At 62.6% G+C, this 16,515-nt stretch carries 9 protein-coding genes and 2 pseudogenes; 7 read left to right on the top strand and 4 right to left on the bottom strand.

Translation table 11 applies throughout. The features are described from left to right. The first annotated feature begins 75 nt into the window (after positions 1-75). Positions 76-852 carry an enoyl-CoA hydratase-related protein gene (locus PSR88_RS39400; protein WP_192815056.1) on the top strand — a complete coding sequence of 259 codons (777 nt, stop codon included), beginning with the start codon at positions 76-78 and terminating at the stop codon, positions 850-852. Positions 853-2,815: 1,963 nt separating this feature from the next. Here PSR88_RS39400 and PSR88_RS39395 read toward each other — a convergent pair. The 4 genes from PSR88_RS39395 to pgi all read right to left on the bottom strand — a co-directional run bounded on the left by PSR88_RS39395 (position 2,816) and on the right by pgi (position 7,802). Continuing rightward, complete coding sequence (locus tag PSR88_RS39395; RefSeq protein ID WP_051004126.1) at positions 2,816-3,766, bottom strand: PfkB family carbohydrate kinase; 951 nt, start codon at positions 3,764-3,766, stop codon at positions 2,816-2,818. Beyond that, positions 3,763-4,794 (bottom strand): LacI family DNA-binding transcriptional regulator, encoded by a 1,032-nt coding sequence (locus PSR88_RS39390; protein ID WP_237723949.1) that lies wholly within the window; start codon positions 4,792-4,794, stop codon positions 3,763-3,765. Before PSR88_RS39390 ends, PSR88_RS39395 begins: the two co-directional genes overlap by 4 nt. A 7-nt stretch (positions 4,795-4,801) precedes the next feature. Then, positions 4,802-5,614, bottom strand: a complete 813-nt coding sequence (locus tag PSR88_RS39385; RefSeq protein ID WP_037196461.1) for a glutamine amidotransferase — start codon at positions 5,612-5,614, stop codon at positions 4,802-4,804. A 496-nt stretch (positions 5,615-6,110) separates the two neighbouring features. Beyond that, complete coding sequence (gene pgi / locus PSR88_RS39380) at positions 6,111-7,802, bottom strand: glucose-6-phosphate isomerase (RefSeq protein ID WP_016881353.1); 1,692 nt, start codon at positions 7,800-7,802, stop codon at positions 6,111-6,113. A gap of 491 nt (positions 7,803-8,293) precedes the next feature. Between pgi and PSR88_RS39375 the strand changes: the two genes are divergently transcribed. From PSR88_RS39375 to tkt, 6 genes and pseudogenes are all read left to right on the top strand, one after another. Beyond that, positions 8,294-9,757 (top strand): aldehyde dehydrogenase family protein, encoded by a 1,464-nt coding sequence (locus tag PSR88_RS39375; RefSeq protein ID WP_029538592.1) that lies wholly within the window; start codon positions 8,294-8,296, stop codon positions 9,755-9,757. A gap of 461 nt (positions 9,758-10,218) precedes the next feature. Further along, positions 10,219-11,139, top strand: a pseudogene (gnd, locus tag PSR88_RS39370) (phosphogluconate dehydrogenase (NAD(+)-dependent, decarboxylating)); the annotation flags it as partial. Continuing rightward, positions 11,136-12,137, top strand: coding sequence for a class II fructose-bisphosphatase (gene glpX, locus PSR88_RS39365; RefSeq protein ID WP_016881347.1), 1,002 nt, complete (start codon positions 11,136-11,138; stop codon positions 12,135-12,137). The pseudogene gnd and the gene glpX, both read left to right, overlap by 4 nt. A gap of 40 nt (positions 12,138-12,177) precedes the next feature. Then, complete coding sequence (gene fgd, locus PSR88_RS39360; RefSeq protein ID WP_016881346.1) at positions 12,178-13,191, top strand: glucose-6-phosphate dehydrogenase (coenzyme-F420); 1,014 nt, start codon at positions 12,178-12,180, stop codon at positions 13,189-13,191. Positions 13,192-13,456: 265 nt separating this feature from the next. After that, positions 13,457-14,303, top strand: a pseudogene (locus tag PSR88_RS39355) (3-hydroxybutyryl-CoA dehydrogenase). A 100-nt stretch (positions 14,304-14,403) separates the two neighbouring features. Beyond that, positions 14,404-16,512 carry a transketolase gene (gene tkt, locus PSR88_RS39350; protein ID WP_342338987.1) on the top strand — a complete coding sequence of 703 codons (2,109 nt, stop codon included), beginning with the start codon at positions 14,404-14,406 and terminating at the stop codon, positions 16,510-16,512. The last annotated feature ends 3 nt before the right edge of the window (positions 16,513-16,515 follow it).

Below are 16,515 nucleotides of genomic sequence, written 5' to 3'. Positions count from 1 at the left end.
CAGTTTGCCAATGTAGGAGGTTACTCAGGATGCGAGCAATCGGATCAGCCGGGCAAAGCACCCGGAGGCCAATCGGTGTCTGACGAGCTGGTAGCAGTCGAGCACTCGGGCGGTGTTGCGACGGTTACGTTACGGAGGCCCAACAGTCGGAATGTGCTCTCAGCTGCACTCGTGCATGCCATCGGCGACACCTACGACAAGTTGGAATCAGACCCTCGAGTTCGCGCGGTAGTTTTGACGGGCGAAGGTAGTGCCTTCTGTGCTGGCGCGGAACTTTCTACGCTCGAGGCCTCGGCTTCCGGCGACTTCGACTCGGTCAAGGAGATCTACGAGGGGTTCTTGCGCGTACTTCATTCTCCCCTCGTCACCATTGGAGCGATCAACGGGCCAGCAGTTGGGGCAGGCTTCAATCTTGCGTTGGCCTGCGACGTGCGGCTAGCGGGCGAATCCGCGCGATTCGATACCCGGTTTGCTGCGCTGCATCTCCATCCCGGTGGAGGACACACTTGGTTGCTGGCCAAGGCTGTCGGACAACAGCAGGCCACATTGGCGTGCCTCTTTGGTGAAGTATGGGATGCACAAACAGCGCGCAAACACGGACTGGTCGCGGAGGTCTATCCCGACAATGCGCTACTCCCGGCCGCCACCTCGCTTGCGCGTCGCCTGGACGACCAGAACCCCGACTTCACCCGTCTAGTAACCGCCAGCATCCGGGGCGCTCTTACTACACCATCACATCAGCAGGCATTGGAAAGCGAAGCGCGCGCACAACAATGGTCTGCCAAACAGCCTGAGTTCTTGAGCGGACTTCGTGTAATTCAGGACCAGATCGCTGCTCGACGACGAGGCTGATACAGCTACCGTGCCGATCATTGCCAAAACGAACAGGGCACCAAGCTGAACTCGAAGAGCTGGTCCGAGGCGACCACAGTAGTATAGGTGACACAGTCGGAGCCTCGCAGAGTCGGCAGAACTAGGCGGACCGCTTGGCGTGTTCAACACGCCAAGCGGTTCAATGTATCAACCCTTGCTGGCCCCAGCGTGTTTGGCGTGCAATTCGGCATCGGAATGCCGCGGGATCTGCTCGAGTACTGTGGTGAGGGGCGCAGCGAACACATTGGTCGGGCAAGCGCGTCGGCTGCAACCCACCGTTCTTGTTCCGCCCTCCAGGTACTCGGCCTTGCGTCTCCGCGGACCGCTGGCCACGACGGAGCAGACCACTACCTTCCCCGCCGCGTCGCCGATCCAAACGCGCAGTGACGCACCGAACGCATGTCCGCGGCCCTGGCTCCGCGGTGTGGCTATCCCACCAAAAGGGGTGGTCACCACAGGTCCCGTCGCCAGACTGCACCTTCTCCTGTGCCGCCACGTTGACATATCCGCCGCGGCGGTTCGTCGCCGACGCCGCCGACGAAAATGCATAATCGACTTCAGAGTAGTTCGCACGATAATGACATCATCACCGACAGAGCGTACTGGCAGAGATGTCGCTGATGATGCTTGATGAAACACACTCCGAATCACGGAAAGTCGGGTTCGCCTCGTTCCGTACACCGTAGTGAATACACGGGGCGTCGATGGCACGTTACATATTTTGGTCGACGAACCTCGAGGTCGAAAGCGAGTGTCTCCGCGAAGCTATGGCCGTGGTCAGAGGCCACAATATCGAGGAAGCCATTGCAGACGCACGACATGAAACCGAACACTAAGTGAGCGAGGCGATCTCGTCGAATTCCGAGATCCGCGCAGACATCAATGCAAAGACTCAGCGAGCGTCTCGCCGCCTTGGTTCCTCACTGTAGGTCGAATTGATCTCCGAACCAGGCGTCCTGAGTTCCGAGCTGCGCATGCGCGACTCTGTCCATGCCCAGGCAATAATGCGGGCGATTGCGGCAATACCCATGGTAGAAAGGATACTACTTTCCCAAGGTTGGCGCTGCAGTTTTGATCAACTCGGGACATTGGTCGCAACCTGGGCGGGGTTACCAAAAGCAAGGAAATCTGGTGATGAGATCTATTAAATTGCTACTGCACAACTCTTTTGGAACAACCAAGGTAGCCGAGAACCTAGCCAACTGTGCCGACATCGGGAGGGCGGAAGCTCACACGCAGCGCTCCTGTGAATCGTTTCTCTATTTTACGTTATAGAGAAGTAGCGGCGCCTTTCATGCAGCACTGGGCAATACACACCGATCTACGACCAGTGCAGGAAGAACACCAGCGGGCTAGTGCCATCCGCGGACGGCGTAGTCACCGCGCGGGGCTGGTCATACGGCGAGAGGCTCAGTGCCGCACCTATCCGAGTCGCGGTGTGCCAGAGGGGCTCGCCACTCCCGCGGCATTCCACTGGGACCTTACAAACATTTGGCCCAATCCTGGACTTGCGCCCGGAGATGCACCCTGCTCTCGGATCCCCACCGATACCACCAATGACCTACTCAAGGATCTCGCCGCTTCTGCCGAGGAAGTAGTCAGCTACTGTGAACTGGTATAGGTGGCAACCCGGCGATTACACAGAGACCCCGAAAAGAGCCGGCCTATGCATCACCGTGCCCGACGGGCTTTGCTCAACTCACGCCGATCATCGACGCGTAGGCGACCGATTGGACAGCCCTGCACGAAAGGTACGGGCAGCACGGGCAGAACAGACTCAACAGCCTCGTTCAAGTCGGTGGCTAAGGCACTGGTGACCATTCCGAACGAACACCCGGTACAGGCACCGCCATCATGGCGTCTATTCAATGCGCCGGACGATGTCAAGAGAGGCATGCGAACCCGGATAGCTGTTCCGACCACTGATCTTCCGGGAGGGTGGTTAGGCCTTGATGCCAACTTCGATCTCCGTGGCACGAGGCATCCCTGCGCGGGCACCGACGAACGCAACCGACATCGCAGCAGCAACATTCGCGGCTCGGACGGCATCGTCGAATTCGTCTCCCACAGCTAGCCGGGTGATCAGAACGCCATTGAAGGTATCCCCGGCACCGGTGGTATCGCGTGCCACGGCCGGCCGTGGCCGAACGTGGGCGACGTTCCCGTCGGGCGTGAGTACCAGGGCACCGTCACCTCCCAGGGTGACGACGACCGGGGCTCCGGTGCGTGCCATAATCGCGCCGGCGGCCTCGCGGGCATGGGTGTGGCCGTCACCCAGCATCTTGGAGAGTTCGAGACACTCACCCGCATTGGGCGTCAGGATCGGCCCGTACCCGAGGAGATCGGCAACCCCGGGAATGGGAGGGGCCGGATTCAGGACACAGCGTGCACCCGCCGAGGCGGCAGCGACCACCGCGGCCGCCACCGCGGCGTCGGGGATCTCTGTGCTGACCAGCACTGAATCCGAGGGTCTCAGGTCGGAGGTGAGGGCGCGCGTCACGTGTTCGGCGCTCAGTGCGGCATTGGCACCCGCGCCGACGGCGATCTGGTTCTCGGCGCCCGGGTCGACGACGATCAACGCGACCCCGGTGGCTTCGTGCTCGAGGACGGTGACACCGTCCACCCAGATGCCCTCGGCGGTGAGTTCGTCCAGCGCTTCGGTGCCGTTGGCGTCCGCGCCTACCGCTCCGACGAGATGCACTTCCGCGCCTGCCCGCGCAGCCGCCACTGCGGCGTTGGCGCCTTTGCCGCCGCCGTACCGTTCGACGCGGGTTCCCACGACGGTCTCGCCCGGACCGGGCAGCCTCTCAGCGGCAACGACCAGGTCGACGTTGATCGCTCCGACGACGAACACTCGCCCCCGGGTGGTACCCGCGTCCAGCGCCGTACTCATGAACTACCTAAGGGTGTGGCCACGGAATCTCTTATCTGTAGCAGCGCGGGGAAGGGTTCTGTAGTTTCGACTTCGTCTTTGCCATCGATCAGGTCGAATAGGACACCTGCGGCTCGCTCACCCATGTCCCGAGCCGGTTGGCGGACGGTGGTCAATCTCGGCGTGAGGAGCGAGACCAGCGGTAGGTCGTCGAAGCCGACGACGCTGAGTTCTTCGGGCACTCGGATGCCCTCGGCGCGGCAGTATTCGAGCACGCCGATGGCCATCAGGTCGTTCGCGCACAACAACGCTGTCGGGCGCTCCGACGGCGGCCCGGACAATGCCTTCGCCGCGAGTTCCGTACCCGACTCCTGCCGGTAGTTACCACCGAAGACCGGAACGGTGTCGGGTTCGATTCCGGCGGCTGCCAACGCTTCCCGATAGCCGGCGAGTCGCTGTTGGGCCGTCCACAGGCCGTCGGGACCGCCGATGACGGCGATCTTGCGATGGCCTGCTTCGAGCACATGTTGAGCAACTTCCCGGGCACCGCGGCGGTTGTCCGACACGATGGCGTGCAGGTCGAATCCGGGGACCTGCTCGTCCACCAGAACGATCGGACCGAGCCGTGTGAGTTCGAGAAGCGATGTCGGCGACGTCGACGCCCCCGACAGGTAGATGATACCGTTCAGCCTCTGACTTCGCAGCAGCCGCCCATTGAGCGACTCTCCGCCGTCGGTGGCTTCGGGGGCACACAACACGACGAGCACTCCACGAGCAGCTGCGGCCTGCTCGACGCCTTCCGCGAGGAGCGCGAAGAACTGGTTCGACAGTTCGGGGACCACGAGTCCGATCGTGGGCGCCGAACGTCTCTTCAACCCCCGCGCAGCCTCGTTGGGTGCGTAGTTGAGGACCCGCACAGCATCGAGCACGCGGGCTCGACGTGCGGGCGCAACCGGTCCGCTGTCGTTCAAGACATAGCTGACCGTGCTCACGGACACGCCCGCGTGCCGGGCCACATCTTTCATCGTCGGGGGCTGACCATTGCTCATAAAATTCTCAATCTACCGCAGCGATTGCGTGCACCGGCGACACAAGGCTCGTGTCGAGGCCCGCAGCCCAGTTCACGATCGACGTCCACAGCGCCTGATAATGCTGCCACTGCACGAATTCCGGCGGCGCCCAATGTGGCGCCAGATCGGACGCGAAGGCCACCGTGCGGCCGACGCCGGCGGTACCGACGACCAGCAGCGGGTCCTCGCCGAAGCGCGCGACAACCGTCGCGTCGGACTTGGCGATGACCCGGTTGTAGCCGAGAAGCATCGGCCATTCCGCGGGGGTCCCGCCGAGGATCTCGTGGTTCGGCTCGTCGAACGTGGCGTCGAGGCCTTCGGGAACTTCGATGCGGTCGTCGTAGTCGAGCATGGTGACCGGCAGCACCGGTGCCAGCGGGCTCATCCCGTAACGGGCCTTGCCGTCGATCCCGGTGAACGACATGTAGCCGCCCACCATGATCAGGCCTCCGCCGGCTTCGGTGAAGTCCGCCAGCAGCGACAACCGGTTGACGCTGCGTTCGGATCGCAGGAACGTCTCGTCGGCCAACAGGAAGGAGTTCGCACCGATGTCGCTGAGGACCACGACGTCGAACTGCTGCAACTCTTCCAGCGTCTTCGGGAACCGCCCCGAGATCTCGTGGGCGCGCATGTACGTCACGTCGAGCCCGGAAGCCTCCAGCGAGTCCAGGAAGACGCCGCCGCCTTCCTCGTACTCGACTGTGCGGAACTCGTCGAAGCCCTTGATGTGCACCGTGTGCTTGATCCACGACTCACCGACCACGAGCACTCGAACGGCGCCGTCCTTAGTCGAACTCATACCTACTCCAGTTCCAAAAAATGTTCGTAACTAGCCTGGATGCCATTGCCCCGGACCAGTGAGCTTGGTTGAGCGCTATTCGCAAGAATCTAAAATGTTCACTAACGCCGATTCTGCGCTCTCAACTTGCTTCGAGCCGGCACTCCCCTAACTGATGGTGGCGTGGGGCGATGCGCCGGCCGTGTAGGAGCCAAGAATCGATTCGATATCTGGCCTTTGTTCTCCGTAAACTGCATCTATCCCAGCTTTTCGATTCGTTTCTAATTTACAAGAGCGACTTCGGGCCGTCAAGCGTGAAGCACGGTCTGTGGCATTGCGGAGGACCCCAAACCCGACGCCCGAGCCAGTGAGAGCGACTAGCGCCCACGCGAGAACGGAGCTTGTCCGCCCCCGCTGCGTCCAACCAATCTCAGGGCGCCACGTCAGGTCAAGCGAGGCGCAGCGGGGATGCACAATGGCATGGTCGTCGGTGGCTGTTGACACAGCCCCGGCCTACTCAATCTCGCATCCTGAATCGAGGCACCTCGTCAGTCAGATGACTGCGCGTCTCACCCGCTTTGGCCCGACGGTACTGGGATATCAACGAATTCGTGGAACTGTCGTGTTCCAACGGATCGGAGTTACCCGAGTCGAGTTCGTCGATGATTCGGGCAGCGAGGGACTTACCTAGTTCGACGCCCCATTGATCGAATGAGTTAATTCCCCACAGAACACCCTGAGTGAATACCTTGTGCTCGTAAAGAGCTACCAGTTGCCCGAGCGTGAACGGGTCCAACTGGAAGGCCAGCAGAGTATTTGTAGGCCTGTTCCCATCGAAGCTGCGGTGCGGGACTAGTTCAGCACTCACTCCGGCGGCTCCTACTTCTTGTGCAGTGCGTCCGAACGCGAGGGCTTCCGTTTGCGCAAAGAAGTTCGCCATGAGCAGATCATGGTGTTCCTCGGGTCCGTCCACAGGCCGAAGGAACCCAATGAAGTCGCAGGGTACAAAGTGCGTGCCCTGATGAAGCAGTTGGAAGAACGCATGCTGACCATTCGTCCCCGGTTCACCCCACACGATCGGGCCTGTTCGGATCTGAACTGGCCGACCGTCGACACCCACCGACTTGCCGTTGCTCTCCATATCGAGTTGCTGCAGGTACGCCGGAAACCGTCCGAGGTACTTGCTGTAGGGCAGCACGGCGTGGGTTTGAGCATTGAAGAAATTGTTGTACCAAATTCCCGTCACGGCCAGAAGCACTGGCATGTTGCGCTCAAAAGGGGCTTCGCGGAAATGATCATCCATCGCCCGGAAACCGTCGAGCATGGTTCTAAAGTTTTCCGGGCCGATCGCGATCATCAACGCCAGGCCGACAGCAGAATCGAGCGAGTACCGGCCACCTACCCAGTCCCAGAAGCCAAACATGTTGTCGGGGTCGATGCCGAATCTGCGTACTTGCTCGGCATTGGTTGAGACGGCTACGAAATGTCGGCGGACAGCTTCGTCGTCGCCGAGTGCATCGATCAGGAAACGGCGGGCGGTACGCGCGTTTGTCAGCGTCTCTTTGGTTGTAAAGGACTTGGACACAATGACGTAGAGGGTTTCGCTCTGGTCGAGTCCTTGGACAGCCGAAACGATGTCGGATCCATCGATATTGGAGACAAAGCGCACGTTGAGCCGACGATCCGAGTATGCGGAGAGTGCCTCGTACGCCATGACTGGGCCGAGGTCGGACCCGCCGATCCCGATGTTTACCACGTTCTTGATCGGCTTGCCTGTGTGCCCAAGCCACGAACCTGAACGTACCCGGTTCGCAAAGTCCGCCATTGCTTCAAGGACCTGGTGAACCGCGCCGACGACGTCCGTGCCGTCGATGTCAATGCGTGCACCTTTCGCAGCCCGCAGCGCTGTGTGCGCTACTGCACGATCCTCCGTCGTATTGATTCGTGTGCCGGTGAACATTTCCTCGATCCGCTTGCCGAGCCCCGCGGCGCCGGCAAGCTCGATCAGTACCCGAAGCACCTCGGAGTCGATCAGGTTTTTCGAGAAATCTAGTAGCAGTCCGTCGACGCAGAGGGAGAACACCTCTGCGCGTCCTGGATCGCCCGCGAACAGCTCGCGCAATGTTGTTCCATGGAGGCGGTCACGATGCTCGCCCAAGGTGGCCCACTGGGGCTGTTGGTGAGCCGGGATTGGATCAGTTCCCCCCATCACTCACTCCTCGCTATCCGATGGGCGATGAGGGAAAGGCTGTCAGGGCGCAGAGCATGATCTCGTAACTCGACGAGACCACGGCCCTCGCTGCGCAGCTGCCATGCGACGGTGGACGTGGGCTCCGTCCTGGCCTTCCAACCGACGAAGTCGCTCCGACGAAATGTCTGCACGGACTCGTTTCCCATCAGGTCTCCTTGACCGTTGCGGCATCGACACTTTATTGTCATGTAATCGATTCTATGTAGAAGGTATCCCATCACATGTTGAACGGTCTTGACAACTTCCCGGAGATCGTCCGGGCACCGAGTTTTCTGACCTCCGGGAGATGCTACTGGGGCCCGCGCTGAAGCAGGAGGAGGAGGCAGTCCGCGAATGGGACCAGAACCGACCATGAGGCGAGCTCCTTCCGCACGCAACCGATGACCCTACCTAGTTCACTTACTTCCCGCGATCAACTTCCACCACGACACAGGTCAGGTGCTGCCGCAATGTTATGTCTCCCTACCTCATCGGCCACGCTCACTGACGGTGCAACTCTCCTCATCGACGGGGAGTGGAGTAGCGCAGACCACACTTTTAATCGATTCGATCCATCTGTCGCTCACAAGATTGTGGGTACCTTCGCCTCAGCAACCCCAGGTCATGTGAGCAGGGCCTACGAGGCTGCTGCCGGCGCACAGATCGGTTGGTCGCACGCACCGGCCGTCCAGCGCGCGAATATTCTTCGTCATGCAGCAGATTTGCTTGAAATGCGGATCGAGAAAGGGGCTCGCCGGCTCACCGCGGACACGGGGAAGGCGATCCGTGCGGCCCGTGCCGAAATTCTGTACAGCGCAGCCCTTTTGCGCTATTTCGCGGGCGAACTGTTGCAGCCCTCCGGTGAGTTCTATCCGAGCGCGGACACGCGGACGGCAGTGCTGACTGTAGAAGTACCGGTCGGAATCGCCTGCGTCGTTACACCGTGGAGCTTTCCTTTCGCCCTACCTACGTCGAAATTGGCTCCAGCAATAGGTTTCGGTAACACAGTTGTTTGGAAGCCTGCTCAGGCGGCCTCGGGGAGTGCTGTGTTCCTGACTGAGACTCTCATAGAAGCCGGGTTGCCGAGTGGAGTGCTAAACCTCGTCACCGGAGACGGTCGTTCGCTTTCCACCTCGTTGACCGGCGACGTTCGTTTGGCGGCCTTGTCATTTGCCGGGTCGAGAGATGTTGGTCTAGGGCTGCGCAAGGGCGTAGCGGACCGAAATATAAGAGTCGAGGTGGGGGGCGGCGAGAAGAGTCCCGCAGTCGTTCTCGCTGATGCCGATCTCGAGGACGCGGCTGCGCAGATCGTCCGTGGAGCAATGCTGACGTCGGGGACACGGTGCGCTACTGTCAGTCACGTCTACGTGCAACACAGCGTTATGGCCGAATTCAGTAGCCTCTTGCGTGAGCGGGTAAGCCGACTTGTGGTGGGCGACCCCTACGACGAAACCACGGACACAGGTCCGATTTCAGTTGATCAACGCGCTACAGTTGCGGAAGACCTCGAGCATGCGCACGATGAGGGCGCACACGTGATTTTCGGCGGGATGGACAACCAAGGTGGTTGTTCTATGAAGCCGACCGTAACGACCGGGGTCGCAGCGAGTCGCCACCTCTTACGGGAGGAAATCTTCGGCCCCGTTTTCGTTCTCACTGAAGTCGAGGACTTCGAGGCCGCATTGGCAGGGACGAACGGTACAAGGTTCGGCCCCGGTGCGGGGTTGTTTACTTCCGACATCGCCATCGCTATGAAGTTTGCGCGGAGAAGTAATTCTGGAGTCGTCCACATCAATCACGGGGCGGCGAGTGACGAGCCAGACGCGCCCCTCGACGCTTTCGAAGCCCTAGGCAGTATGTGCCGCGGGCAAGGTAAATCAGCTCGGGCGTTCTTCACCACAGCGAAGACAGTCTATCTGAGGACGCCTAACTGACGTCTCAGTCGCAGGTGAGAGACAAAAATTTGGCCACGCCCTAAACGCGTCGAATATGCGGAGGAACGATGAAACGCTGGCATCTTCCCTACAAGAAAAGTAAGCGAGACCATCCCATTAGTTCAGCGCCCCTCGAGACCACACCCCTGGCAACGGAAGAGCCGATCGCTGGGGGAAATGAGAAGAATTCTCCTCAGGCGCTCACCACAGCGCACTATCTACGACGGACTGTGCATCGACGCCCCCGGTCGTCAGATATTGAGACGTGCGCGGCGCCGCCCTTCTAGACCTAGACGATTGGGCTGCCGGAGCGACTCGTTCTTGTTCCTGATGGATGGACCCGCTCGAAGCCAAAGGCGATTCAACAATTACGAAATTTGAGACACCTGCGTGGTCGAGCGCCGTGTGCATTGCGGTCTCGGCTGAGCGGATAGTCCTCTGTCGATTGGGAAAGGCTCCACGCTATGCAGATCGGGCTTATCGGGCTGGGAAAGATGGGCTTCAACATGCGCGAACGGCTCCGCCGTTCGGGCACCGAAGTTCTCGGTTACGACCCGCACGTCAACAGCTCCGACGTCTCGTCCATCGACGCGCTCGTCGAGGCACTTCCCCCACCGCGCATCGTCTGGGTGATGGTTCCGGCGGGTGCGCCGACGCAGGAGACGATCACGCACCTGTCACAGGCGCTTTCTCCGGGCGACCTCGTCATCGAAGGAGGCAACTCCCGCTTCAGCGAGGACATCCACCACGCGAAGACGCTCGACGCGCGAGGGATCGGGTACCTCGACTGCGGTGTGTCCGGTGGAATCTGGGGTCTCGAGAACGGCTACGCGTTGATGGTGGGCGGATCCGAGGAACACGTCGACAGGGCGATGCCGGTCTTCGACGTCCTCCGCCCGGAAGGCCCGCGTAGCGAAGGATTTGTACACGCGGGACCCATTGGAGCAGGCCATTATTCAAAGATGGTGCACAACGGGATCGAGTACGGCCTCATGCAGGCGTACGCGGAGGGCTTCGAGCTGCTCGAGGCCACGGAACTCGTCGAGAACGTCCCGGCAGTGATCGAGGCCTGGAGCCGTGGCACCGTGGTGCGATCGTGGCTCCTCGACCTCCTCGTGCGCGCCCTCAAAGACGATCCCGAGCTGTCCGGGATCGCCGGCTGGACCCAAGACTCCGGAGAAGGCCGGTGGACCGTCGAAGAGGCCATCCGCAATGCCGTTCCGGTACCGGTCATCTCGGCTGCACTTTTCGCCCGGTTCGCCAGCAGGCAAGAGACCTCACCGTCGATGAAGGCGGTCTCCGCCCTGCGGAATCAGTTCGGTGGACACTCCACGAGCAGCGCAGACGCTGCACTCGATCAGGTGAAGGCAGCGGCCCGATGACCGTGAGCCGCCGGGAGAAGCCGGACCGCAATCTCGCCCTCGAACTGGTTCGCGTTACGGAAGCAGCCGCGATGGCCGCTGGACGCTGGGTGGGACGGGGCGACAAGATCGGCGGCGACGGTGCCGCGGTCGACGCAATCCGGCAGCTCATCAATTCCGTGACCATGCGCGGAGTCGTCGTGATCGGCGAAGGCGAGAAAGACAACGCCCCCATGCTCTACAACGGCGAGTGCGTCGGCACCGGTGACGGTCCCGAGTGCGATGTCGCGGTCGACCCGGTGGACGGAACGACGATGATGTCCAAGGGAATGTCCAATGCCATCGCCGTGCTCGCGGTATCCGAGCGCGGAACGATGTTCGATCCGTCTGCGGTGTTCTACATGGAGAAGATCGCAGTCGGTCCCGATGCCGCCGACGTCATCGACATCACTGCGCCGGTCCACGAGAACATCCGACGTGTGGCACGATCGAAGAAGTCATCGGTCTCGGACGTGACAGTGGCCGTACTCGACCGGCTCCGCCACGGCGACCTCATCAATACCGTGCGAGACGCCGGAGCCAGGGTCCAACTGCTGGCTGACGGAGACGTCGCCGGCGCCATCGCAGCCGCGGATCCACGTTCGGCACCGGACATGCTGCTGGGGATCGGCGGCACCCCCGAGAGCGTGATCGCAGCAGCGGCACTGCGATGCATGGGAGGCGCGATCCAGGGCCGGCTCGCCCCCACCAACGATGCCGAACGCCGGCGAGCGATCGACGCGGGCCACGACCTCGACCGGGTGCTTCACACAGAGGATCTCGTTTCCGGAGACAACGTATTCTTCTGCGCGACGGGTGTCACCGACGGTGACCTGCTCCGCGGGGTGCGATACGCCGCCGGCGGAGCCACCACCCAGTCGATCGTCATGCGATCCAAGTCCGGCACGGTCCGGATGATCGACGGACGACACAGTCTGAACAAACTCCGCGAGTACTCCGCGGTGAACTTCCACGGCTGACGACCCACTTCGTACACACACAGAAAAGCAGGAAACGCACATGACCGCAGAACTCAAGCTCGGGTACAAGGCGTCGGCGGAACAGTTCGGCCCACGCGAACTGGTCGAACTCTCGGTGCTCGCGGAAAGTCATGGACTCGACAGCGCCATGGTGAGCGACCACTTCCAGCCGTGGCGGCACAAGGGTGGCCACGCCCCGTTCTCCCTGGCGTGGATGACGGCCGTCGGTGAGCGGACCACAAGGATCCAGCTCGGCACTTCGGTTCTGACACCGACATTCCGGTACAACCCCGCAGTCATCGCTCAGGCATTCGCCACGATGGGACTGCTCTATCCCGGACGGGTGATGCTCGGGGTCGGCACCGGTGAGGCGCTCAACGAAATCGCGACCGGATTCGAAGGCGATTGGCCCGATTTCAAGGAACGCTTTGCCCGCCTGCGCGAATCCGTGCAACTCATGCGCGAACTGTGGAAGGGCGGCCGAGTCGACTTCGAAGGTCAGTACTACCGCACCACCGGCGCCTCGATCTATGACGTTCCCGTAGAGGGCATTCCGGTGTACATCGCGGCAGGTGGTCCGGTCGTCGCGCGCTACGCCGGCCGTGCAGGTGACGGATTCATCTGCACCTCCGGTAAAGGCATGGAGCTCTACAACGACAAGCTGATGCCGGCAGTCGCCGAGGGTGCGCAGAAGGCCGAACGGAAGGTCGAGGACATCGATCGTCTGATCGAGATCAAGATTTCCTACGACACCGATCCCGCACAGGCACTGGAGAACACCCGTTTCTGGGCGCCGCTGTCCCTGACACCCGAGCAGAAACATGACATCACCGACCCGATCGAGATGGAGGCCGCCGCGGATGCGCTCCCCATCGAGCAGGTCGCGAAGCGGTGGATCGTGGGCGCCGACCCGGACGAAGTGGTCGAGGCGATCAAGCCCTACATCGACGCAGGGCTGAACCACCTGGTTTTCCACGCTCCCGGTCACGATCAGAAGCGCTTCCTCGAGTTGTTCGAGCGTGACCTGGCACCCCGGCTTCGCAGGCTCGGCTAACTCACCCCAGCCCGTCACCGCACCGTCCAGCCAGACACCGCGGTGACTGTCACCGCACACGTCCAGCCATAGGCAGTGTGGTGACCGTCGGCGGCGCACCAGGTGTTCGGCCCCAGGAGTGGTTGGAAATTGCTTCCCAACCATTCACCTGGGCCGTACGTCGCCAAGGCCTGGTGCGCCGCTGTACGACTTCTTCACCGACACCCATACCTTTGCGCCAGAGCCGATCCAGCCGCTCGACCAGCCTGAACACCAAGGAGATCACGTGAAGAGAGTGGGCGTCATCGGCGGCGGGACAATGGGGGCAGGGATAGCGGAAGTAGCTGCACGAGCGGGCGATTCACTGACCATCCTCGAGCGCGACACCACCTCGGCCAATGCCGCAACGGACCGTATCCAGTCGTCCCTCGCCCGTGCGGTCAAGTCGGGACGACTCGACAACCATGCCTCGGCGGACATCTTCGCGAGAATCGACGTCACACTCGGTATCGAAGACTTCGCAGACCGCAACCTCGTGATCGAAGCCGCTCCGAGATCGAAGCCGTGAAGCTCGACCTCTTCCGCACCCTCGACGACATCGTCGGTCCATCGGCAATTCTGGCAACGAATACCTCCGCCATTCCGGTCCTCCGGCTCGCAAACGCCACCCGAAACCCCGGGCGGGTGATCGGCGTCCACTTCTTCAACCCGATGCCCGTTCTGCCGCTCGTCGAGATCGTCGTCAGTCTCACCACCGCAGAACACGTGGTCGACCACGTCACTACCTACGTACGAGAGCCGCTGGGGAAGAGGACCATCCGCTCGGGGGGACCGGGCAGGTTTCGTGGTCAATGCCCTGCTGATTCCGTACCTGGTCAATTCGATCAGGATGCTCGAATCCGGATTCGCCAGCCGGGAGGATATCGACGAAGGCATGATCAGTGGCTGTGCCCATCCCCTCGGACCTCTGACACTGTGCGACAGAATCGGCCTCGACCTCATACTCGCGATCACCGAATCGCTGCACGCCGAGTTCCGGGAGCAACAGCACACCCGCCGCCGTTGTTACAGCGCATGGTCGATGCCGGTCGTCTGAGTAAGGAACCGGCCAGGGTTTCTACTCCTACACGTAGTCCAGACCACCCGTCGAGAAATGGACGGCCAGAATCAGTCCCGGCACCGGCAGCGATCGAGTGCCCATATTTCCCACCCCGCAATAGGAGACTTCTGCCCGTGTCGATCACAGACGACATCCACGTCCTCACGCAACCGGTTCACCCCGCCGACTGGACCGACCTGGACACCAAGGCCGTCGACACCATCCGGGTGCTCGCCGCGGACGCGGTGCAGAAGGTCGGGAACGGCCACCCCGGCACGGCCATGAGCCTCGCGCCCCTCGCCTACACCCTCTTCCAGCGCGTCATGCGCCACGACCCCACCGACGCCGACTGGATCGGCCGCGACCGGTTCGTGCTGTCCTGCGGGCACTCCAGCCTCACCCTCTACATCCAGCTGTACCTCGCCGGCTACGGTCTCGAACTCGACGACCTGGAGGCGCTGCGCACCTGGGGCTCGAAGACCCCCGGCCACCCCGAACACGGCCACACCCGCGGCGTCGAGATCACCACCGGACCGCTCGGTCAGGGCCTCGCCTCCGCCGTGGGCATGGCCATGGCCGCCCGCCGTGAGCGCGGCCTCTTCGACCCCGAGCCCGCGCTCGGCGACAGCCCGTTCGACCACCACATCTACGTCATCGCCTCCGACGGGGACATCGAGGAGGGCGTCACCTCCGAGGCCTCCTCCATCGCCGGCGTCCAGCAGCTCGGCAACCTGACGCTGATCTACGACGACAACAAGATCTCCATCGAGGACGACACCGCGATCGCGCTGTCCGAGGACACCGCCGCCCGCTACGAGGCGTACGGCTGGCACGTGCAGATCGTCGAGGGCGGCGAGAACGTCGTCGCCATCGAAGAGGCCCTGAACAAGGCCCGCGAGGTCACCGACAAGCCGTCGCTGATCCTGCTCCGCACCATCATCGGCTTCCCCGCACCGACCAAGATGAACACGGGCGCGGCGCACGGCGCCGCCCTCGGTGCCGACGAGGTCGCGGCCGTGAAGAAGGCTCTCGGCTTCGATCCGGACAAGACGTTCGAGGTCGCCGACGAGGTCATCGCCCACACCCGCAAGGTCGTCGAGCGCGGCGCGCAGGCACACAAGCAATGGCAGGCCCAGTACGACGAGTGGACGCAGCGCGCCCCCGAGGGCAAGAAGCTCCTCGACCGTCTGATCGGCCGCGACCTTCCCGCCGGCTGGGCCGACGTCCTCCCCACCTGGGAGCCGGATCCCAAGGGCGTCGCGACCCGCAAGGCATCCGCCGCCGTTCTCAACGCCGTCGGGCCGGTGCTCCCCGAACTGTGGGGCGGCTCCGCCGACCTCGCCGAGAGCAACAACACCACCATCAAGGGCGCCGACTCGTTCGGTCCCGAAGCCATCTCCACCCGGATGTGGACGGCCCAGCCCTACGGCCGCACCCTGCACTTCGGGGTCCGCGAACACGCCATGGGCTCTATCCTCAACGGCATTGCGCTGCACGGACCGACCCGCCCCTACGGTGGCACCTTCCTCGTCTTCAGCGACTACATGCGTCCCGCCGTGCGGCTCGCCGCGATCATGAAGACCCCGGTCACCTACGTGTGGACGCACGACTCCATCGGACTCGGTGAGGACGGGCCCACCCACCAACCGATCGAACACCTCGCCGCGCTGCGCGCGATCCCCGGCCTGTACGTCGTGCGGCCCGGCGACGCCAACGAGACCGCCCACGCCTGGCGCGCCGTCCTCGAGAAGGGCGCCGACGAGGCCACCCGCGCTCCCGCCGGCCTCGCCCTGACCCGCCAGGACCTGCCCGTCCTCGAGGGCACCAGCTACGAGGGTGTCTCCCGCGGCGGCTACGTCCTCGCCGACGCCTCCACCGGCGCACCGGAGGTCGTGCTCATCGGCACCGGGTCCGAGCTGCAGCTCGCCGTGGCCGCCCGCGAGACCCTCGAGGCCGACGGCATCCCCACCCGGGTCGTGTCCATGCCCTGCGTCGAATGGTTCGACGCCCAGGACCAGGCCTACCGCGACGGCGTCCTCCCCCCGACGGTCAAGGCGCGGGTCTCCGTCGAAGCCGGCATCTCCATGCCCTGGTACCGCTTCGTCGGCGACGCGGGCGAAATCGTGTCCATCGAGCACTTCGGCGCGTCCGCCGACTACAAGACCCTGTTCCGCGAGTTCGGTTTCACCGCCGAAGCCGTCACCGCCGCCGCACAGCGCTCGCTCGCACGCGTGAAGGGATAGACC

The sequence above is a fragment of the Rhodococcus sp. DK176 genome (genome assembly GCF_038447315.2).
GTDB lineage: Bacteria > Actinomycetota > Actinomycetes > Mycobacteriales > Mycobacteriaceae > Rhodococcus_F > Rhodococcus_F jostii_A.
This window is presented reverse-complemented; position numbering and strand designations above follow the sequence as displayed.

Coding starts and splice junctions, on each gene's coding strand:
- pgi (WP_016881353.1), bottom strand. CDS start 7,802: ATGGGGGGAACTGATCCAATCCCGGCTCACCAACAGCCCCAGTGGGCC.
- PSR88_RS39375 (WP_029538592.1), top strand. CDS start 8,294: ATGTTATGTCTCCCTACCTCATCGGCCACGCTCACTGACGGTGCAACT.
- PSR88_RS39395 (WP_051004126.1), bottom strand. CDS start 3,766: ATGAGTACGGCGCTGGACGCGGGTACCACCCGGGGGCGAGTGTTCGTC.
- PSR88_RS39390 (WP_237723949.1), bottom strand. CDS start 4,794: ATGAGCAATGGTCAGCCCCCGACGATGAAAGATGTGGCCCGGCACGCG.
- glpX (WP_016881347.1), top strand. CDS start 11,136: ATGACCGTGAGCCGCCGGGAGAAGCCGGACCGCAATCTCGCCCTCGAA.
- PSR88_RS39385 (WP_037196461.1), bottom strand. CDS start 5,614: ATGAGTTCGACTAAGGACGGCGCCGTTCGAGTGCTCGTGGTCGGTGAG.
- fgd (WP_016881346.1), top strand. CDS start 12,178: ATGACCGCAGAACTCAAGCTCGGGTACAAGGCGTCGGCGGAACAGTTC.